Genomic DNA, 19,502 nt, shown 5'->3' with positions numbered 1-19,502 from the left:
TGTCTTCACTGGCCCTCCTTCCGGGCTCCGCGCCAAGGGGCTATGAATGGCTCGTGGTGACTGTTTTCCTCGCCGCACTCGCGATCATTCTGTATGTCGCCTTTCGTGGCCGGCGATGAGCGCGAGGCGTCACGCCTCTGTGCCGACGGCCGGCAGGCGGTCCCGCATTCGACCGATGAGTTTGACGGTGCGCCGCACGGGGTGATGAGGCGCACTGTCCCGGCCCGGAGGGCGATGTGTGCAGAGGCAGAGGGGATTATCCCTCCTGTGGCTTCTGTCGGTATTCGCTCCGATGCTGCTGACGATGTATCAGTGGCCAGCCGGCTGGAAGCCTTCGCAGGCGGTGGTGTGGATGCGGTTGTCAGTCCCGGCGGATCAGTTCGGGGTCGATGCGGCGGCCGACCAGGGGGAGGGTGCCGACGACGGCCACGGCGAGGACACCGAGGGTGGAGGCCAGCAGCACGGGTACGCCCGCGCCGTCCCAGAAGATCTCACCGCCGCCCGTGACCAGGTAGGCGGTCTCGGCCAGCTTGCCCGAGACCAGAGCCAGGAGGAGGCCGATCGCGAGCGGCAGGACGACTTGCAGGCACTGCACCGCGCGCAGGGTGCCGGCCCGGGCTCCGATGAGGGCGAGGGCGGTGACCTGGGAGCGGCGTTCCACGGCCCGGTCGGTGACCGATACGAGGAACGCGGCGACGCCGATGACCAGGCCCATCACCATGCCCAGCACGAGGAGCGTCTTGATCACCGTTAGCTGCTGCAGGGCCTCGATGTTGATGCCCGTGGGGTCCACGTCGGCCGTCGGTGCGATCGCGCCGATCCCGTCCAGGACCGTACGCACCGTCGAGGGGTCGGAGTCGGAGGCGAGGACGAGCATGGCCGACGCCGGGACGGCACCGGGCGGCAGTTTGCCGGGTGGGACGAGGAGGGCGGCGTTGGTCAGGTTCGTCACTCCCTGACCCGCGTAGAGGACGGTGTCCTTCGGTACCGGGATGCGCAGGGTCGTGTGCCTGCTGTCCTTCTCCAGCGTGAAGACGGAGGTCTTGAAGGGCTCGTCCCCGGTGTTGGGGTCGGACAGGCGCATCACCTTGCCGTCCACGCAGCCCTCGACCCGCCGGGTCAGCGCGGTGAGCTGGGCACAGGTGGCGATCAGGGCGTTGGCCTGGTTGTCGTCGGTGTCGCTCTGCAGGTCGTTGTCGAAGTTCATGACGACGGCGGACACGTCCACGCCGGGGATCTCGCGCAGCCGCTGTTGCTGGTCCCGGCTCAACTGGGACAGTTGCAGACCGTACTCCTGGGTCGGCGAGGTGTTGCGCGAGACCTGGCTCAGCTCGACCAGGACGCCCTGGGCGAGGGAGGCCGAGAAGACCAGCAGGACCAGGCCGGTGACCACGCGCATCGCACTGCCCGGTTCGACCTCGTTGCGGCGCATGGCCAGGTTGAGGGCGAGGTTGCCCGAGCGGGCGAGCCGCCTGGCCAGCAGGTATGACAGCAGCGGCAGGGTCAGGACCAGGCCGAGGCCGGTCAGCAGTACCCCGGCCGGCACCAGGAGGGCGTTGATGCCGTCACTGCGCGCGGGGTGGTCGGTCAGGCCGGTGGCGCTGAAGCCGGTGACGATTCCGAGGCCGGTGACGAGGAGCAGGGCGCCCCGGACGCGGGGTGCCCTGGGGGCCGCCACGCGGCGGGTGGCGAGCGGGTTCCGGGCCGCCGCGCGGGCGCTCGCCCGGCCGACGACCCAGGCCAGCGCCGGGCACCCGAGCAGACAGAGGGCCATTGTCTGCCACGACACCGCGCCGTCTGCCGCGTACCACTTCAGGCCGGGCAGGCCCGCCCGGGCGACGATCTGGTTGAGCAGCCAGAACTCCGCGAGGCCGAGGGCCGCACCGAGCAGGGCCGCCACGACGGTCTCGGCGGCGTTGACCCTTTGTGTGCCCTTCGCGCTGAGTCCGAGCAGGCGCAGGGCCGCGAGCCGGCGGTTGCGGCTGGCGGCGGAGAGCTTGGCGCACACCGACAGGAAGACGCCGAGGGGCAGCAGGACCAGGGTGGCCAGGGTGAAGCGGAGGGCCTCCAGGGTGGAGGGCTCGACGGTCCAGGTGGGCGGGTACTCCTTGCCGAAGCTCTTCAACGCCCGTACGTCGTCCCCGAGGTGGGCGCGGGTTGTGCCGATGTAGGCGTACAGCTCGTCGGGGGCGGTCAGACCGGCCGGGCCGATCAGGCCCTTCTCGGTGCCGGGCAGCAGACCCTTGAGGCCGGGCTCGCGCCGGAGCTGGTCGTGCAGGGCGGGGGAGACGTACACCTCGCCCGGGGCGGGCAGCCGGCTCAGGCCGGGCGGTGGCGCGGGCGTGTCCTGGGTGCCTTGGGCGATGAAGACGCGGCCGAACGGCTTGGAGCCGTGCGGGTCCCGGAACTCCTGGACCAGGGTCCGCTGGCCGGTCGGCTGGCCGGCGTGGACCAGGGGGTCACGGGCGGCGGCCCGGCCGTCGCGGGCGTCGAGGATCGACGGGATCGTCAGGACGAGAGCCAGGCAGCACACACCGAGCGACCCGCCCAGGGTCATCAGCAGAAACCGGGCGCGGTTGCCCCGGCCGGACCCGAACAGCAACCGCAGACCGAGCAGGAACTCCCTCATTCCGCCGCTCCCACGGGGGCGAGCACTCCGTCGGCCATGGTGTAGCGGCTGTCGGCGCGGGCGGCCACCGTCGCATCGTGGGTCACCAGCAGCACGGCGGTGCCCTGTGAGCGGGCCAGGTCCAGGAACTCCTTCAGAACGGCGCCGGCGTTGGCACTGTCCAGGGCACCGGTCGGCTCGTCCGCGAACACGACGGCGGGCTTGTGCACCAGGGCCCGGGCCACGGCGACGCGCTGGTTCTGTCCGCCGGACACCTGGGACGGCCGCCGCTCCCGCAGATCGGCGATCCCCAGCCGCTCGAGCACCTCGGCGGCGGCCTTGAGCGCAGGCCGCTTGCGCCGGCCGGCGAGGCGCAGCGGCAGGGCGGTGTTCTCCTCGATGGTCAGCTCGGGCAGCAACTCGCCGTACTGGAAGACGAACCCGAACCGCTCCCGGCGCAGAGAGCTGATCTCCTCGTCGTCCAGCTCGGCGAACGACTGCCCGTCAAAGCTGATCCGGCCTCGCGACGGAGGCAGGACTCCCGCCAGGCAGTAGAGCAATGACGACTTTCCTGAGCCACTGGCCCCGGTGATCGCCGCGACCTCACCGCGGGCGAGCGCGAGATGTGCGTCGCGCACGGCTGGTGTGGAGCCGTAGGAGAACTCGACACCGCTCGCGGAGAGGATGTGTGACGTGTTGGACGTACTGGTACTGATCGTGTCCCCCGGAGGCCGGAGGGGCCCCGGTGGGTCAGACCGGGGCCCCGAGGTCGTTCCATGACTGGCGGTGTCACCCGTCAGTCTCTTCTAGCGGTGGTATGCCTTCGTCACCGAGCAGTTGTCCGGGCGAAGGGAGCCCCGGTCGCGGCAGGCCCGTATCCACGCGTCGTCGGTGTGCCGCGCGGCACCGTCGTAGCTCAGCTTGTCCAGCCAGACGGTTTTCTTCTGCTTGCCGTTGAACCGGCTCCAGCTGTATCCCTCGACGCGGACCTGCATGTAGACGTTGTGCCCGTCGCCGTGGTTGGAGTCCCTGAGGTTGCCCTTCCAGTGGAAGGCGCCACGGTTGGTGCCCGCGGGCTCGAACTTGTATTTGCCGTTCTTGAACTGGACCCCCCCGCTGTTCAGCGTGGGGATGCCCTTCCACGCGGCACTGGCCTCGGCCGCACCGGTCGACCCACCTGCCGTAGCGAACGCTGTCCCCATGCCTGTAAAGAAGAGCCCGGTCGCGAGCACTCCAACAGCCAGCTTTCGATTCACTTGTTCCCTCCCGTTCCCGGTGTCACTTCTTGATCACCGGTGACGGAAGAGTAACATCCTTTGCACATAGGGTAGTTGAAGTTGATCGATAAACCGCCCGCTGTATCGCTGGTCATGCAGGACCCTGAGCCCGGGGCGGTGGGGTGGTGCCCTGGCCAAGGATGTCGGTCAGCATCGCGGTGACCGGCTCGCGGGTTTCCTCCTGGACCGCCGGGTCCTCGATGGAGCGCCAGAGCGCGTAGGCGCGCTTGGCGGAGAGGCGGGTCTGCGGGTCGGCGGCGCCCGCTGTCGCCATGTACAGGCCGGTGACGTGGAGGTACCAGCGGGTGGCGGTGCCCGGGTCACCGGCGAGGTGGGCCAGGTGGGCGCGGACCTCCCGGATGTGGATCGTGTGCGGGTGGGTCTGCCCGTGGGCACGGGTGATCTCGTCGTCCAGTGCCTCGGCGCGCTCCTCGGCCGCGGTGAGGTCTCCGCGTTCCGCGGCGGCCGTGATGGCGGCCAGTTGGTACGGATTCCGGGACGGCGGTGGGCGCGGGCCCGGCTGCGGTTTCGGCGGATGCGGGGGCACCGTCGGGCTCCGGCCTCGGCGGTGCGGGCTGGGCGCCGGTGTCCCAGAAGCGTGGGGGTGACCGTGCCCCAGGGGAGGAACGCGGGGCCGTCCGGTTCCCGCGGGGCCGCCGCGTCCCGCTCGGTGTGAAGGGTGTCCGGCATCAGACCTCCAGTCCGTGGTGGCGCAGGTAGGGGATCGGATCGATATCGGAGCCGTACTCCGGGGTGGTGCGGATCTCGAAGTGCAGGTGCGGGCCGGAAGAGTTGCCCGTGGAACCCGACTGGGCGATCCGCTGCCCGCCCCTGACGGTGCTCCCCGGGCCCACCTCCAGCTGTGAGAGGTGGGCGTACTGGCTGTACATGCCGTCCGGGTGGCGGATGACGATCTCGCGGCCGTACGGGCCGGCCCAGCCTGCCGACACCACCGTGCCCGGGCCGAAGGCCCTCACCTGGGAGCCGGCCGGCACGGCGAAGTCGACACCGGTGTGGTGGCCGCTCGTCCACATGCCGCCGCGCTGGCGGTACCCTGCGGTACTTCTCCGGCCTCTACGGGCGCACGGAGGTGATCCGCACCTCCCACGGCCGCTCCCGGGGCGAACACACCACGAACAGCTCGCCGACGGAGACCGACCTCGCGCCCGTCCACTCGCTGCAGCAGCTCCCGGACTTCACGGCCATCGCGCAGTACTCCAACCTGCCGCCGATCAAGGGGCGGATGCGGCTCACGTTCCGGGACAAGGACTTGCGGAGGCTGCTTGCGGTGCCTGGTCGTTCGGAGCCGGGTTCCGCACCGGCGGGGGGTGCCGGGGCCGGGTCCGATCGCGAGCCAGAGCCCGGGTCCGGGTTCGGAGCCGGACCCGGATACGGGGCTGAGCGTGGATACGGGACGGAGCCGGGGTCGGGACGATGTCCGGGGCCGGGAAGGGAGCCGGTGCCGAGGGCAGGGCAAGGAGGACTCGGACCGCAGCCCGGACCCGGGGACGACACCGGCGTACCGCCCACAGCCCCGGCGGCAGAGGAGCCCCACCGTGCATGAGCCGACCACCGAACCGACGGGGAACCCGACCGTGCCCGGGCCCGAGTCCAGCACCGAACGGGCGGAGAACCCCGCCGACCTGTGGCCCCGACCGCCCGGCGCGGACGGTACCGATGGCAGGCGCGGCACGGCCACGAGACACCGCCGCCCCCGCCGCCACCCACCGCCGAGACCGACTTCGACCTCCACCTGGCCACCTCCGAAGCGACCACAGCCCCCGCCCGCCACCCCGCCGGCTCCGGGGCCCTCCGCCTCACGCCGCATAGGGGATGATCAGCCTGATTGTTCGGGTCCCGTGGAGGGGCTGCTTTCGGCTGGCTCCTCGAAGTCCGGGCTCGTGAAGCCCGGGCGGGCATAGCCGAGGAGCGGCGTTCGGCCGGCCGCCGCCGGCGGTGTCGGGTGGCGCAGTGCCGCCGTGCCCGAGTCGGTCAGGGCGTCCTGCAGGAACGGCAGGATGCCGCGCTCAAGCAGGGCCTCGCGCCAGGCTGCCCTGGCCCGGTCCACCTCCCCGCTCAGTTCGCGGTACGGCTTGCCGGGGCGGGGCGGGTGGCGCAGTGCGGTGTGTAGCAACGCGACGGCAGCGACGAGAACGGCGGCTGCGGCGACCGCTCCGGAGATCCACCCAAAGGTCAGAAGGCGCTCGGCCGACGCCGATTTGGGGACGAGCATCTTCAGAATGAATCCCGCGAGCAGGGAGATCGCTGCTGCGGCTCCGGTCAGAAAGGGGACGAGGACGGCGACGACGGCGCCCATGCCCGCGCCGTCACTCTCGGCAACCTCTCCCATGGGGGCGACGAGTCCCATGCTTGCGTCCGGGTCTCCGTAGCCGGGTTTGCGGGTGGACGGGGCCAGCCGACGCAGTTCATCGCGGGCCTTGACGTAGTGCTGGTACTCGGTCGCTGCGGTCGCCGTGATGATTGCGGTGGCGGCGAGCGCCATGGTGCGCAGTTGTTCGCTGCTGAGCCGCGGTCCGACAGCGGCCAGTTCGGGAAAGCGGTGCGGGGCATGGCGCAGTGCCTCGTCGAGGATCCGCTCGTATTCGTGGCGGTCTTCGCTCAGCAGGTTCTGCGCAAGCGGATTCGCCCGGCGCTCACCGCGTTCCGGGCGGCTCTCACTCGGCGTGCGTGACCGAACGCGGCCGCCCGGGTACCGGGGTCCCGACTGGTCCCGCGGCAGCGGGCTCGGTGTGTCCGGCGGGGAGACGAAGCGGCTTGTGCCATCGGTGCGGGGTGTTTCCTTTACTCTCTTCGGCTCTTCGAGTGGGGATGCGGAAACTGTCGGCGGGCGTGCCTGACTACCCAGGACTGATGTCAGCAGACGGCGACCAAGGGGGAGTCGACGCTGATGCGAGACAGCGGACGGCCGGTCGCCCGGGCGGCCGGCACCCATGATCGCCGCAGCGATGCGTCGGCTCATGGAGGGCCGCGTCATCGTGTGGTCCCTTCCTCGCCGATGACCGGCCCGTGCGGGTGACTCGGCGCCCTCTGATCATTGAGCGCGCCGTCCGACCCGGCTGTTGCGGAGTCCACCGGCCGACCGTTCAGCTGGGGGTCGCGGGCGCCGATGCCCGGTTGGCGGTCGACGTGAAGGTCAGGACTCGCGAAGCCCTGACCGGTGAGGCTTGGCCCACGGCGTTCGTCGAAGCTTGGGGAAGGAGCGGGCACCGTCGATGGCGACTGCGTCAGGCCGATCACGGCCGACTGCGCGACAGAGGGCTGGAACCCATCGCCGGCCGGCGAAAGCTGCTGGACCGGCGATGCGGCTTGCGGAGAGCCTTCGGCGGTTCCCTGTTCGGCGGCAGTCCCTGCCTGCGGTGCACCGTTGACGGCATCGCTGATCGACTGGACACGGCCGAGCTGAGTCAGGATGACAGGGGCAGAGGTGCCGACCACGACGGCCGCGTACGCACCGCTGATCTGCCCGGTGGTACCGAAGAGCACCGCGGCCGCCGCACCCATGGCACTGTGCACGGCGGCCGCGATCGGGTCGGCGACAGGGTCGAAGTAATCCCGGAACTTGGGCGATTCGTTCGCCTGCTCGGCAGGTAACTGCCGATGGCCACGGCGGTCCGACTGCCAGTCCAGGAACCGGCTATAGGCGTCGAGGAGCCCGCGAAGCGCCCCTCCCGCCGCACCCAGCAGGATCAGCATCGGCACGTCCACGACTTCCCCCGAGTGGCACGGACTGCATGGTTTTTTGGTGCGTAGCGCCCGCCCGCCTGAGCATAGAGGCACGTGCAAGACCGCAGGAAGATCCCGTGCTCGCGGCTGGACGAATGCTTGGTGCTGACGTCCTGGCCATTACTGTTGGCAGCGCCGAAACCGGAGCGGTTCGGGCTGTTTGGCCAGGACCGCGGCGGTCGCGGTGGGGCGGGGTCGGCATGGTGGTGTGCGGGGCTATTCGATGCCGTCGTTGGAGTCGAACCGGTGCTCACCGGCGGGGAGATCGGGGAAGTACTCGGTTTCCGCCTGTCCCGTGAGGACGGCCAGGAGGAAGTCTGCGCAGGGAGTGCTGTGGTGTTCCCACAGGGGGCCTCGGCCTTCATTGAGCATCACCGTCCATTCGTCCGGCTTCCGCCCGGGCTGCACCAGCCAGTACAGCCAGGCCCCGCTGTCCTCGACGTAGGCCCATGGGATCACCCGTGTCCCGGCCCTCTGGAGCTGTTCGGGTACGGGCTCGGTCTCCCAGAGGGCGGCGAGGACCTCAGCGCGTTCCGCGGCTGCGACGAGGAGGTTGTAGTCGTCGTCGGGGCACGCGGGGTCCAGTAGCCAGATGCTCTCGTCGAAGACACCGCCTCCGTAGACCTCGACGAGCTGCTGGTAGTCGGCCGGAACCGGGGTGCCGAGTTCCTCTTCGGCGGCCTGCCAGTCGCGGGAGCGGCGCGGCCCTGGGGGAGGAACGAGTTCGATCAGACGTGCCACGGCGGGGTGCATGGCGGGATTCTCACCCGTGCCGAGGCCACGGGACCAGGCGGGCCGACTCACCGGCCAGAATCCTTGTCGGACGGATCCGCACAGTTGGTGACTGACCGTGCCCACGTGTACCGGCGCGGACGGGAGGAAGGCCCGAAGGCCCCACGACCCGGATCGACCGTGACCACGCACTCACTGCAGTGCGCGTTCCAAAGCACCCCGGTGATCGGAAACCCACTGATACGCCCTCTGAACCCCCCTCACCGCCCCGGCATCACGAAGCCGGACCATGGCGACGTCACCCGCATCGGCCCCGGTCTCGATGCCACGCCGGCACCGGTCCTGCCACCACAGGACCGTGGACACAAGACGTCGCCGGTCCGCCAGTTCGTAGCTGTCAGCGATTAGCCTCATGCGCCGAGCCGCATCCCCGACGTCGGCCACGACAGGGCCCAGCCCGAGGTACTGCCAGCAGACATGAGCGACGTCATGGATCCGGGCGCCCGGCGCCGCAAGGTCCCAGTCGATGAACGCCACTGGCCGAAGCGAGCCACTGACCAGCCGGTAGACCGTGTTCTTGGGCGACAGATCGTTGTGACAGACGACCTCGTGGTCTCCAGCCAGTGGGGTGCCGGCCGTCAGGTCGTGGAACTCGCGCACCAGCCGGACGACCGCCACCAGGCTCTCGTCCGACGACACGGCAGCAGGTTGCCGCGGTTCCCACGCCACATGGCCGTGAAGGTAACTGAGCACTTCACGGCCTTTCTCGTCCACACCGAGATACCGCGGAGCCCCGCTCCAGCCACCGGCTTCGAGCAACCTCAGCAGATCACCCACGAACTTCGTGCGAGCAGAGGCCGGACGACGCACCGTGTCCCCGACACGAACGACGGCGTTGACGAAACCTCCCGGCAAGGACGACTCAGGCATCCCACCACCCTGCCCGGTCGTTGCCTCGAATTCTCAATGACTTGTCGATCTCCGGCGTCCATGTTTCACCACGCGTGCGCGGGGAGTAGAGGGTTCGTGCGGCCCACGAGACGGGTGACTCTCCGTGGGTGGGAGTCGTCCAACTCCTTCCTGCGTGACTCCCACGCATCCGGAGCGGCGGGCCACCTTGGCTGCGCGCCGCCCACCGTTTCGTATGAGCTGACCCGAGCGGCCGCTGCTGGTAGTTCAGCGACGGCTTGGGCGCAGCGTCAAGTTGGTGCGCCAGTACGCCGCGACAAGCAAAACACGGTCCTCCAGGGGGAGGCTCCACGGCCAGCCTCGGCGGGCCCCGTCCGCTCTTCGCAGCGCATGGCGGTCACGACCTTGCCGAAGCAGCGCGGGCCCAGCCCGGTGAAAGGCCCTATCCAGGACGGCTGCAACCCCCTTGATCACACCAGCCACGCGTTGATCATTCCACCGCTGCTTCAATGCCAGGGCAGAACTCCTCACCTACCTTCCGGACCGTCGGCCAGGCGGCGCCGCCACCAGCGGTCAGAACGCCACTGACGATGAGCCGCGAACTGATCCGGCAGTGTGCGCTCGACATACCTGACGTCCAGGGCACGCACTCGGTCTTTGAGCTCGGCCAGTGGCCTGGGTGGCAACTGCCGCAAGACTTCCTCAAGCACATCGCGGGCGTGTCGGACGTCCTCGAAGGAACAGCCACGGCATGAACACCCCGTCTCCTGCGGATACAGGGGTCGTCGACCCGGTGGTTGCAGGAACGCGCTATATCGCCGCAGCGCGCGGTCGGTAGCGCCGGGGTAGAGGTAGTAGTCGTCCGAGAGTCTCTCCACCCGATCTATCGCCACGCTGGTCCGGGACGAGAGGCCGTGGATCCGGTCCGGGGGCAAGCTCCAAGGGACACGAGGAGACTGTTCAGCGCGTAGCGCGCCGGGCCGTCTACGCGGCATCGGCCTTTCGGTACAAGGTCATGAGCATCATCATGCCAGCATCTGCTGTCCGATGACGGCCAGGAAACCACACCCGATATCGGGGCCTGTCGTCCCAGCACTCAACCCTGATCCTGCCCAGGGCGGAGTAGCGGGACAGCCCTTAGCCCTCCGCCACGCCCGCTCCGGTCGGCCGGGTCCTCGGCTTCCTCTCCCGCAACAACAGGGTGCGCGCAGTCAGCCAGGCATACCCCGGCCCGATGGATCGGGAACCGTTGTGGCTGTGCGGACACTTATCGACGTGGAGTCCTCATTGCATGAACGGGTCCGAGCGGGCGACCGGAGCGGGCGTGGCGGGGGCGTGCGGGGGTGAGCAGGGGGAGTTGGGCGGGGATGTCGGTCATCGCGCGGTGTCATTCTCGTCCAAGAAGACCTCTCCGGCGGTGTCGAGCCGCTGCTGGAGGCGCCCGGCGGTCTCACGGATGAACGTGATGTCCTCGGGGCCGAGGGGTTCGCTCACGGTCTTGAGGTTCTCGGTGACCTGCTCGGGAGTGGTGAAGCCGGTCAGGACAGCGGCGTTGTCGGCGTGCTGGAGACGGTAGCGCAGGGCGGCCCGGGCCAGATCCGCGGTGGACTGGCCGAAGCGCTCGCGCAGCGGGCGCAGCCCTCGGTGATGATTCGCTGGTTCTGTTCGCGAGTGCCGGCAGCGGTTGTTCAGCACTTCGGGCGGCTCTCGATCCCGGCCGCGTTCGATGTTCACGAGCATGGGCAGCACCCGGTGGTCGGCACGCCAGTCGGGCAGGGGCGGTCATCGTGTCCCGGCGTGCGGAAGCCCCGCCGGAGCGGGGCTTCCGCTGCGCGATCAGGCGCGGCGACCGAGACGCAGGTCGAAGGGGCGCCCAGGGGACTTAGTTCACGTCTACGTAGTCACCAGAGGAGTTGCTGGCGCCGCTCGTGGTGTTGCCGCTGTAGCGCCAGCGCCATGTGCCGTCCTTGGAGGCGGTCACCTTGGTCTTCAGGTAGCCGGTACTGCTGGCGGTTACCGACTTGACCGTGGTGTAGGTGCTGGAACCGGCGGGCTTGAACTGCAGCTTAACGAGTCGGCCGCCGTAGTTGTCGTAGCGGTGCAGACTCCAGTTCGCGCGCTGCACGGTGCCGGTGACGGTGATCGGCTTGCCCTTGGTGACGGGCTCCGGGGAGGCGTTCATGTTCCGGATGCGCGTGGCACGCTGGAGGCGGACCGTCGCGGAGAGCCGGTCGTCGTCGTAACTGCCGTTCTTTTTGATGGCCGTGCCGACGCTCTTCCAGGCGGTGGCGTCGCTGTTGACGAGCTTGTTGCCATTGCCGCCCGGCATGTCGTCGGGGTCGATGGTCATCGTCTCGTCGCAGTCGTGGAAGGTGTAGCCGCCCGCGGAGGACCGCCCGCAGCCCCACCTGGTCGTGGTCCCCGCGAGCGTGTACTCGTTGGTCCCGTAAGTGCCCCGGTAGGCCTCGACCCACCAGGAGTCGAGCGTCACCTTGCTCTTGACGGTGTACGTCAACGGGGCCTCGACCTCGGCGCTGATGCCGACGACGATGGGCTTGCCATTGTTGAACACGACGTTCGAGAACGAGATGTCACTGTCGGCGGCGTGCGCGCTCGGCGCCGTGAGCCCCACGCCCGCCAACGCCATGCCCCCGGCCACCGCCGCGACGGCCGCACGCCGTGCAGCCGAGGCTTTGCGCCGCTGCGGAGCAGCAGCCAATATTGAAGTGATCAATCCCCACCCCTGAGCCGAGTGTCTGTTCGGCGGGTCAATTGCCGCCGCCGGAACTCTAGATCATCCGGGGCGGCCGGTCCCTCTGCCTCGGGCGGCAGCCGTCGAACGCGTGGCCGATGCCTCGGGCCGGCCCCGCGTGCGCGGGGAGCAGGCCGGGCGCCGACGTCGCCGGTTCGATCCGGGGACCATCCCCGCGTGCGCGGGGAGCAGAGGGACGGCGCTGCATGGGCTTCCCCCCGGAAGGGACCATCCCCGCGTGCGCGGGGAGCAGAGTTCGCGACCTGCAGGTTTACTGGCGAGGGACGCTGTTTTTACTTACTTTCGCCGATCTTCGCGAAAGCAGTGAAACGGGCATAGTGTTCGTCTGTTCTTTCATAGGCTCTGCAACCCCCGCAGCATTCTTCCACTCGTCCGCCCGGCACCGCCCCCGTCCTGACGTCGCCCCTGGCCGCCCGGCCATCTACCTCCGCCGTCCGAGAGCCGTGGGGCCGCTGCACGCGCTGCGCCGATTGGCACCGGACATCGTGCTGACAACCAGGACGGACGGGGTTCCGGCACGTCGGCGGAGCTCCGGCAGCGGGCGGCGGGGAGTCCCCATCCTCGTCGGCGAATCACCCGTGGCGGCGTGGTTTCCAGGATGCCCGGCCGCCGCGCCGGTTCAGCGGTCCTGCTGCACTGCGCGCATCGGTGCGCACCCGGAGTCGTCCCCGGGCTCGGACATCCTCGGGCCGATCCCAACCTCCGCCAATTCGGCTTCGCTGAGGTCGCTCCAGCCGTCAGGAGAGTTGATCTTTCTCGCCTTTTCCGGCGTCACCCTGACGTCCTTACCCGCCACACGAATCGTTGGCTGCTCCCGAGATCCTGTGCCCGACCGCTGCCCTGACCTGGCTGAGCCGCAACCGGTTCTCCTCCAGCCACTCGGTGGCGACGTCGAGGGGTACCCGCACCGCGATCTGCGTCGACGGCGAGTCCTGCACGGTCACCTCCACCGGATCACCGGGCACCACCTCCAGCCACGCGCTGCGGTCTCCGCTGGGCCACTCCACTGCTTCGTCCTCCGCCAGGATGTCGAGACACCTTCCCCAGTCGTTCAGATCCTCCAGCGAGACCATCAGGCCCACCCGGCCGCTGACGAAGCCGCTCACCAGCATGACCTCGGCGGCGTAGAACCGCTCGTCACCCATGACAACGGGCGCATCACACGCCACCTCGACGGTGACGCTCTGCGTCCGGTCGGCAAACCGGACCAGCTCAAGCGCCCGCGCTTCCTCGGCCACAGCCACTCCTTGATGAAGTCGGAGGATCAGACTGCTCACGATCCTCCCCCCGCCCTCGGTGCCCAGCGGCGCCTTTGAACCCACCCTGCGTCGTCACCTGGACGACACCGTCGCCGCCGCCCTTGCGGCCCAAAACGGAAGCAGGCGTGAAGCGCAAGGTCGGCTACGCCTGGAAGCTCAGCTGTGTGACCGATGGGCAACCATTCCCGCGACCTGATGGTCATGTCCGTGCCACCCGCGTACCGGGTGGGCATTGTCAGCCCCGCCTCGGGACGTTCCCGAGGCGCTGGAACATGGGGGAAAACGCCTCGTGCATCACCGCACCACCGTGGCAGGCCTCGCCGGGGCGGCCATCGCCCTGACCGCGCTCGCGATTCCGGGGGCCGCCCAGGCAGATGAGGTATCGGGCGACATCAGGATCACGAAGGTGGTCGTCAACGGAGGGAAGAACATCGTCCTGGGGACCACGGACGTGAAGACGTTCACCATCGCGGTGACCGCCACGGACGACTCGGGCATCGAGGTCGGAAACACCTTCCCGGTCATGTGGCACACGCCCCTCCCGAACGGCGACTCCTACGGTCTCGTGATGCCCGACGACATCGCGGGCACGTGTGTGCGCCAGAGCTCCACCACGACAACCTGCACCTACACACTGAAAATGAACCCGCGCATCCACCCCCAGGACAACACCACGGCCGGCACCTGGACCGTGAGAGCCCACGCCCTGGCCAACGACGGTGACTACATCACCAAGGACTCCGCCGCGAAGGCGAAGGTCCTGCGCAATTCCAGGCTGACGGTCAACGCCTCGCCGGAACCGGTGAAGAAGAACAAGACGATCACTGTCACGGGGGCCCTGACCCGCGCCAACTGGGAGACCTACAAGTACGGGGGCTACACGAAGCAGCCGGTGAAGCTCCAGTTCAAGAAGAAGGGCACCAGCACCTACAAGACCCTCAAGACCGTCACGACGGACAGCAAGGGCAAGCTGAGGACGACGACGAAGGCCACGGCGGACGGCTACTTCCGCTACTCCTTCGCAGGCACGTCCACCACCCGGGCGGTTGCCTCAACGGCGGACTACGTCGACGTGACGTAACTCCCGGGAGGGTCACCATCCCCAGCAGGCTCAAGAAGGCTCGACCGGACACCCCTCGGTCCGAGCCTTCTTGAGCCCCGGTCTGTTTCCCGGCCGGCGGGCCGGTCAGCCGCCGCTGCACCGCCGAACCGTGGCCCCTCACAGACCAGACCAGTCACCGGCGGAGCCCACCGCGCCCAATCCGGGGGCGCTCCGGCGGAAGCGTCTGTCGTCTCGGTCGCTGAACAGCCCGAGGGGGCTGCGCCTCCCACCCTGCCTCTCGTACCAGCACGTTGTGCGCCGCCGCGTCCAGACGAGCCCGCGGGACGGACGTTCCGCACCGCCCCGCGGCGTGGATCAGCACGCTCGCGGCGGTTTGCTCCGGCCGGAGCACGGCCTCGTGGACACGGAGCAGGTCCTGCACCTGCTGTTGCGAGACGGGATAGAAGGGCAGCCCGCCGTCCAAGTGAGCCGGCCGGCCCTCGATGTCGTCCGTGACCAGGCCCTTCTGAGCCCGCCGTACGGCCAGCGGCACCGCCAGGGCCAGCTGCCAGCCGGTCGCCGGCAACCGGTAGAGCGCCGCGGCGAGCACCCGGCCCGCCGCAGTCGGCGAGCACGTCCTCCACGGGCCTGGCCCGCATCGCCGTCTCTCTCCGCTCGGCAGTCCACTCCGGCCCGTACAGCAGCCTTCCCACGCGCAGAGCCGACGTCCACGCCGTCACCACGGCCGGATGGGGATCCACCCGGGGCAGCTGCACCACCCGGCCCAGGTGACGGAGCCGGTACGGGGCCTTCGGTAGCGCGGGGTGATGGCGCGGGTCGGCCAGGTCCACGACGCGGTGCCAGGCGGCCGACGCCTGCTGCCACGCGACTGCGACCGCGGCCGTGCGCAGCGCCGCGGCCGCCTCGCGCAACGCCCCGGCCTCCGGGGACTGCTGCGCGGCGTGCAGGAGCAGCCGGCCCGACAGGAAGTGGCCGAGAGCGAGCCACTTGGACAGGTCCTGGATGTCCGATCCGCTCAGCCGGTGACCGGACCGGCCGCGCAGCGTCTCGAAGGCGGCCCGCGACAGCCGCTCACAGTCCTCGGCGAGCCGGCGCGCCCCCTCCCGGGGCGTCTCCGCGGGAGAGATCCGGACCGGTTGGCCGGGCAGGGCGAGGGGCAGGGCGTCGACGGTCGTGCCGGCGTCGCGGACCCTGGCGTCGCTGAGGACCAGGCCGCGGCCGAGCGCGAGCCGTACGTCCAGGAGCGCTGCCGCCGCGCCGGGGTGTCCTTCTCCCAGGGACAGGGCGTAGGCGACGTGGCCGGCCTCATAGGCGAGTTCGGCGGACCGCCGGGTGAGGTGGTCGCGGGCCTCCCGGGTGCTCAGCGCGGCGGCGTACGCGGTCAGCGGCTCGCCGTCGGCGCCCCGGTGACCCGCGATCAGATCGCCGGCCGCCGCCAGAGCGCGGGTGGCCTCGTGGACGAGGCTTTCGGCGACGCCGGTCCCCGTCCGGACCGGCAGCATCTCCTGGGCCGTGTGCAGGGATGCCCGGGCGGCCCGCACATGGACGGTCAACTCCCCCTCGGCGGAGGGCGCATCCGAGACGCCGGTGGAGAGGCTCGCGTGCAGCTGCTCCAGGAAGAGCTCGAGCCTGAGCACGACGCCGGCTCTCTCCTGCGGTCCCCGGGCGGCGAGCGGTGTCTCGGCGGCCGCTCGCAGACGGGCGCGGGCCACGTCGAAGAGGTCTCCCAGCGTGGTCACGGCATCTCCCGTACGCCTGCCAGGCAGACGGCCCCCGTCCTCGCGTGAGCGGCGGCCTCCAGCAGGGCGGACCGCGCCTCATTCCCCGCTCCGTCACCCTCCGCCAGGCCGGACAGCGTGTCCCGGGTGCGCTCCAGGAGCTCGACGTAGGGGGTGAGCGGCCCCTGGGTGTCCGGCGGCGCCTGCAGGTCGGCGGAGCGGAGGGTCTCCGGCAGGGGCAGCAGGCGGCGGCCGGCGAAGCAGGCCCGGGAAGCGAGCAGCGCCCGCAGCTCGTCGCTGCCCGGCTCCCAGGTGACGGCGTCCGCGGCCCGGCCCGCCACGTCGAACACGTCTCAGGCCGCGGACAGGACGATGACGAGGTCGTCGCCGCGCAGCGCGCTCTCCAAGTCCCGCAGCACCGCCGGAGTGGTCATCACGGCCCCCTTTCGTCACGAGTCGGAGGGAGGATCCCACTTGGGTCACTCGTCGGCGGACCGCTGACGGGGAGAAGGGCTCGATCGAATGAATGACACGCTGCCCGCCGAGCACGCACCCCCAGCGGGCAGCGCGGCCGCCGGGTAAAGGCTTCGGCCGCCGCTCGGCCCGCGCGTACCCGCTCCCGCCCTCCGCGGTGGCAGGTCGCGTCGATCACCGGGCCCGGCTGCGCCCGGCTCGTCACCCGGAGCGTCGTCAACCCGGGCGTCCTGTTGCTCACCTCCTCGGCGACGCATCCGCGCCGTCGCCGAGAGAGGCGGTGGCGTCGAAGAGACGCGCTTGACCAGGCGCGTCACCACGGCGGCCGCTGTCTCAGTGCCGATGCGGGCGCGCTGCGCGGCCGACCACGTCACGTCTTCCTCTGCTCCCGGTGCTCGGGTCTGGTCGTGCCGCGGTGTTCGGCGACGGCGAGCAGGGCAAGCGTCACGGCGATCACCGCACAGACCGTCATCACGGGCGTGAGAAAGCCGGGGACGGCCGCCGGATAGGAACCACCCGACGCCATGCGGCAGTTGAGAGCAGGCGGCAGGTAGGACACGCTGTAGCCGCTCACCTGCCCGAACAACGAGGGGTTCGCGTCCCGGCAGGCCTGGGCGGTGCCGCTCTCGTCGAGGACGAGTGAGACCAGGCCCCAGGCGTAGGCGAGTGCGGCGGTGGCTCCGGAGAGCGCGGCGCCACCGCGCGCCATGGCCCCCCGGCCGATCGCCGGAAAGCCGTGTCCGACGAGAGCGAAGGCGGCCACAGCGGCGGTGACGATGCCGAGCAGCAGGGGCAGGACGGCGGGATACGAGGAGGTCATGACTGCCGCCCCTGTCGTAGCCACGCGTCGATGGCCGCATAGTCGTCATCGGTGAGACCCAGGCCGGCAACGACTCGGTGGAGCAGGGCGTGGCCGGGGTGGTGAGCGGCGACCCAGGCCCGATCGGTGTCAGTGATCTCGTCATCGACCCAGACGAATGACCGTCCCGCGGCCCATGCGACGAGTGCACGGGTCTTCCAGTGCAGTCCGTCGCGCTCGTCTTGTTCATCCGTATCGGACGGCTCCGGCCAGGCCACCAGGGGCAGTTGCGGAAGGCCGAGCAGGGGAGCGATGCACGCGTTCGCGTCGTCCATCCACGTCGTGGCCCAGACCACCTCACACGGAAGGCCGGCCAGCCGGGGCCCATGCGCGGGGTTGATCCTGGCCAGAAGCGGGTTCCCTCCGGCTTCTGGCAGATCCCGACCCGTCGCGTAGTTCCGGTACTGCCGCGGCTCCGCACCGAACGGGACGAGTGGTCCGTCGACATCGAGGAACAGCAGCGGACGCCGCGCAGAGCCAGTCACAACGGCACACGATAGCTACAGGCACCACCACCGCCGTGTCCTTCGAGAAAAGGCCGGCGCCGACATACTCGTCAGGGCACCTGCACAAGTGCGGATGAACTCGCTCAAGCCGGTGGGCATCCGTAGGCGCGGAGACGGTTTGGGCAGCCCCCCGCTCCAGAGCCGGCCGTACGGCCCTCCGGGAGCCGGCGCAAGAACTGGCTTGCTGAACAGGCTTGGAAACGGGAAGCCTTCGGGCGGCTCCGGCCCCTAGGTTTCACCCCATGGCCTCATCCGTCGGTCCTGAGGACCGGGCTGCCGGGGCGCGACCGCGTCTGGTGACCCGCCCGCTGCTGCTGCGCTTTGTGACGGTCATCGGTTCCTCGGCGAGCTTCTTTCTGCTGCTGTCGGTCGTCCCGGCGTACGCGCAGAGCGGGCCGGGCGGGAGCAGCGACAAGGCGGGTCTGGCCACCGGTGTGCTGATGTCGGCCACGGTGGTCGGCGAGCTGACGGCCCCATGGTTGGCTGCACGCTGTGGCTACCGCCTGATGCTGGGGGCGGGGTTGTTGTTGCTGGGCGCACCGGCACTGGCCCTGCAGATGTCGCAGAGCATGGCGTGGATCGCCGCGGTGTGCTGTGTCCGGGGACTCGGGTTCGCGTTCACCCTGGTGGCGGGTGGGGCTCTGACGGCGTCGCTGATTCCGCCCGAACGCCGCGGGGAAGGGCTGGCCCTGATCGGCGTCATGGCCGGCGTGCCATCCCTGGTGGGCCTGCCGCTCGGGTCCTGGCTGGCAGCGCACACGGGGTACGGGCCCGTCTGCTGGGTGGCGGCACTGATCGCCCTGGTCTCCATCGCCGCCGTTCCGGGCCTGCCCGGCCGGGAAGCGGTATCGGGGCCGCCCCTGGGCATTTTCGCCGGGGCTCGTTCCGGCACGCTGGGCCGCCCCACGGTCGTGTTCGCGGTCACCGCGGTGGGCGCGGGGATCGTCGTCACCTTTCTGCCGCTCGCCGTGGCGCCGGGCCATTCCGGCGCGGTCACCGCGGCGCTCTTCGCGCAACCGGCCGCCGCGACCGCATCCCGCTGGTTCGCCGGCCGGCACTCCGACCGGCGCGGAGCCGCCGGGCTGGTCGTACCGGGGCTGGTCGTCTCAGCCTCCGGCATCCTCGTCGTTGCCCTCACGGGCGTCCCCGTCGCGGTCGTCGCGGGTGCGGCCGTATTCGGCGTCGGCTTCGGCATCACCCAGAGCGCGACCATCACGCTGATGTACTCCCGGGTCCCGGCCTCCGGGTACGGGACGGTGAGCGCCCTGTGGAATGTCGCCTACGACGCGGGTATGGGCTTCGGCGCGGTGGGCTTCGGCGCGGTGGCCGGCTCCACCGGCTACCCCTGGGCATTCGTCCTGACCGCGCTCCTGATGCTGACAGCTCTCGTCCCAGCCCGGTGGGACCAAACGGCAGCGCGCGAACAACGTGTGACGAACAGCGAGGATCAGGCGGTTACGGCGGAGGGGCAACGGTGAGCGGCTGCCCGCACCTCCTCCGCCTTCACGGACTCGCCACACGAAATGAACGGCCCGGAGTCACAGGTGCCGGCTTTGGGCCGGAACGCTCCGATCGTACGG

Annotated in this window: 21 protein-coding genes and 1 pseudogene; 5 read left to right on the top strand and 17 right to left on the bottom strand. The window is 70.1% G+C overall.

Annotation, left to right across the window (positions count from 1 at the left end):
- Nucleotides 1–361 precede the first annotated feature (361 nt).
- From LIX60_RS04005 to LIX60_RS03955, 11 genes and pseudogenes are all read right to left on the bottom strand, one after another.
- Nucleotides 362–2,629, bottom strand: coding sequence for an FtsX-like permease family protein (locus tag LIX60_RS04005; RefSeq protein WP_227957228.1), 2,268 nt, complete (start codon nucleotides 2,627–2,629; stop codon nucleotides 362–364).
- Nucleotides 2,626–3,246 carry an ABC transporter ATP-binding protein gene (locus LIX60_RS04000; RefSeq protein ID WP_227957227.1) on the bottom strand — a complete coding sequence of 207 codons (621 nt, stop codon included), beginning with the start codon at nucleotides 3,244–3,246 and terminating at the stop codon, nucleotides 2,626–2,628. The genes LIX60_RS04005 and LIX60_RS04000 overlap by 4 nt, the downstream gene beginning before the upstream one ends.
- 168 nt (nucleotides 3,247–3,414) lie before the next feature.
- Nucleotides 3,415–3,810, bottom strand: coding sequence for a hypothetical protein (locus LIX60_RS03995; protein ID WP_227957226.1), 396 nt, complete (start codon nucleotides 3,808–3,810; stop codon nucleotides 3,415–3,417).
- A 166-nt stretch (nucleotides 3,811–3,976) separates the two neighbouring features.
- The gene (locus LIX60_RS03990) at nucleotides 3,977–4,432 is read right to left on the bottom strand and encodes a hypothetical protein (protein ID WP_227957225.1); all 456 of its coding nucleotides are present in this window, start codon (nucleotides 4,430–4,432) and stop codon (nucleotides 3,977–3,979) included.
- A 142-nt stretch (nucleotides 4,433–4,574) separates the two neighbouring features.
- Nucleotides 4,575–4,919 carry a M23 family metallopeptidase gene (locus tag LIX60_RS03985; protein ID WP_374117788.1) on the bottom strand — a complete coding sequence of 115 codons (345 nt, stop codon included), beginning with the start codon at nucleotides 4,917–4,919 and terminating at the stop codon, nucleotides 4,575–4,577.
- Between the two features lie 40 nt (nucleotides 4,920–4,959).
- Nucleotides 4,960–5,139, bottom strand: a complete 180-nt coding sequence (locus LIX60_RS31885) for a hypothetical protein (RefSeq protein ID WP_374117787.1) — start codon at nucleotides 5,137–5,139, stop codon at nucleotides 4,960–4,962.
- A gap of 583 nt (nucleotides 5,140–5,722) precedes the next feature.
- Entirely contained in the window at nucleotides 5,723–6,511 is a 789-nt protein-coding gene (locus LIX60_RS03975; protein ID WP_374117957.1) for a hypothetical protein, read from the bottom strand.
- A 365-nt stretch (nucleotides 6,512–6,876) separates the two neighbouring features.
- The gene (locus tag LIX60_RS03970) at nucleotides 6,877–7,599 is read right to left on the bottom strand and encodes a hypothetical protein (RefSeq protein WP_227957224.1); all 723 of its coding nucleotides are present in this window, start codon (nucleotides 7,597–7,599) and stop codon (nucleotides 6,877–6,879) included.
- A 246-nt stretch (nucleotides 7,600–7,845) separates the two neighbouring features.
- Nucleotides 7,846–8,382, bottom strand: coding sequence for an SMI1/KNR4 family protein (locus tag LIX60_RS03965; protein ID WP_227957223.1), 537 nt, complete (start codon nucleotides 8,380–8,382; stop codon nucleotides 7,846–7,848).
- 171 nt (nucleotides 8,383–8,553) lie between these two features.
- Complete coding sequence (locus LIX60_RS03960; RefSeq protein WP_227957222.1) at nucleotides 8,554–9,291, bottom strand: phosphotransferase; 738 nt, start codon at nucleotides 9,289–9,291, stop codon at nucleotides 8,554–8,556.
- Between the two features lie 261 nt (nucleotides 9,292–9,552).
- Nucleotides 9,553–9,753: pseudogene (locus tag LIX60_RS03955) on the bottom strand (IS5/IS1182 family transposase); the annotation flags it as partial.
- A gap of 107 nt (nucleotides 9,754–9,860) precedes the next feature.
- On the opposite strand from LIX60_RS03955, the gene LIX60_RS03950 reads away from it, so the two are divergent.
- Nucleotides 9,861–10,025: a hypothetical protein gene (locus LIX60_RS03950; protein WP_227957221.1), complete on the top strand. Its 165-nt coding sequence runs from the start codon at nucleotides 9,861–9,863 to the stop codon at nucleotides 10,023–10,025.
- A 619-nt stretch (nucleotides 10,026–10,644) separates the two neighbouring features.
- Here the strand turns inward: LIX60_RS03950 and LIX60_RS03945 are convergent.
- Together LIX60_RS03945 and LIX60_RS03940 are read right to left on the bottom strand one after the other, a co-directional pair.
- The gene (locus tag LIX60_RS03945) at nucleotides 10,645–11,010 is read right to left on the bottom strand and encodes an aldo/keto reductase (protein ID WP_227957220.1); all 366 of its coding nucleotides are present in this window, start codon (nucleotides 11,008–11,010) and stop codon (nucleotides 10,645–10,647) included.
- A 142-nt stretch (nucleotides 11,011–11,152) separates the two neighbouring features.
- Entirely contained in the window at nucleotides 11,153–11,842 is a 690-nt protein-coding gene (locus LIX60_RS03940; RefSeq protein ID WP_227957219.1) for a hypothetical protein, read from the bottom strand.
- On the opposite strand from LIX60_RS03940, the gene LIX60_RS03935 reads away from it, so the two are divergent.
- Nucleotides 11,835–12,017: a hypothetical protein gene (locus LIX60_RS03935; protein WP_227957218.1), complete on the top strand. Its 183-nt coding sequence runs from the start codon at nucleotides 11,835–11,837 to the stop codon at nucleotides 12,015–12,017. The genes LIX60_RS03940 and LIX60_RS03935 overlap by 8 nt on opposite strands.
- Before the next feature lie 811 nt (nucleotides 12,018–12,828).
- Here the strand turns inward: LIX60_RS03935 and LIX60_RS03930 are convergent.
- Nucleotides 12,829–13,281, bottom strand: a complete 453-nt coding sequence (locus LIX60_RS03930; protein ID WP_227957217.1) for a DUF5959 family protein — start codon at nucleotides 13,279–13,281, stop codon at nucleotides 12,829–12,831.
- Between the two features lie 310 nt (nucleotides 13,282–13,591).
- Here LIX60_RS03930 and LIX60_RS03925 point away from each other — a divergent pair, with 310 nt between their 5' ends.
- Together LIX60_RS03925 and LIX60_RS03920 are read left to right on the top strand one after the other, a co-directional pair.
- Nucleotides 13,592–14,383 (top strand): DUF5707 domain-containing protein, encoded by a 792-nt coding sequence (locus LIX60_RS03925; protein WP_227957216.1) that lies wholly within the window; start codon nucleotides 13,592–13,594, stop codon nucleotides 14,381–14,383.
- 1,118 nt (nucleotides 14,384–15,501) lie between these two features.
- The gene (locus tag LIX60_RS03920; RefSeq protein WP_227957215.1) at nucleotides 15,502–16,152 is read left to right on the top strand and encodes a hypothetical protein; all 651 of its coding nucleotides are present in this window, start codon (nucleotides 15,502–15,504) and stop codon (nucleotides 16,150–16,152) included.
- Here LIX60_RS03920 and LIX60_RS03915 read toward each other — a convergent pair.
- The 3 genes from LIX60_RS03915 to LIX60_RS03905 all read right to left on the bottom strand — a co-directional run bounded on the left by LIX60_RS03915 (nucleotide 16,101) and on the right by LIX60_RS03905 (nucleotide 17,901).
- The gene (locus LIX60_RS03915; protein ID WP_227957214.1) at nucleotides 16,101–16,433 is read right to left on the bottom strand and encodes a hypothetical protein; all 333 of its coding nucleotides are present in this window, start codon (nucleotides 16,431–16,433) and stop codon (nucleotides 16,101–16,103) included. The two genes, LIX60_RS03920 and LIX60_RS03915, sit on opposite strands and share 52 nt — an antisense overlap.
- Nucleotides 16,434–16,927: 494 nt before the next feature.
- Complete coding sequence (locus LIX60_RS03910; protein WP_227957213.1) at nucleotides 16,928–17,377, bottom strand: hypothetical protein; 450 nt, start codon at nucleotides 17,375–17,377, stop codon at nucleotides 16,928–16,930.
- Complete coding sequence (locus tag LIX60_RS03905) at nucleotides 17,374–17,901, bottom strand: HAD domain-containing protein (RefSeq protein ID WP_227957212.1); 528 nt, start codon at nucleotides 17,899–17,901, stop codon at nucleotides 17,374–17,376. The genes LIX60_RS03910 and LIX60_RS03905 overlap by 4 nt, the downstream gene beginning before the upstream one ends.
- Nucleotides 17,902–18,164: 263 nt before the next feature.
- Between LIX60_RS03905 and LIX60_RS03900 the strand changes: the two genes are divergently transcribed.
- Nucleotides 18,165–19,400 carry an MFS transporter gene (locus LIX60_RS03900; RefSeq protein ID WP_227957211.1) on the top strand — a complete coding sequence of 412 codons (1,236 nt, stop codon included), beginning with the start codon at nucleotides 18,165–18,167 and terminating at the stop codon, nucleotides 19,398–19,400.
- Nucleotides 19,401–19,502: the final 102 nt, after the last annotated feature.

The organism is Streptomyces sp. S07_1.15 (assembly GCF_020739505.1).
GTDB lineage: Bacteria > Actinomycetota > Actinomycetes > Streptomycetales > Streptomycetaceae > Streptomyces > Streptomyces xinghaiensis.
Note: the sequence above shows the minus strand (reverse complement) of the source record. Positions and strands in the feature narration are given on the sequence as shown.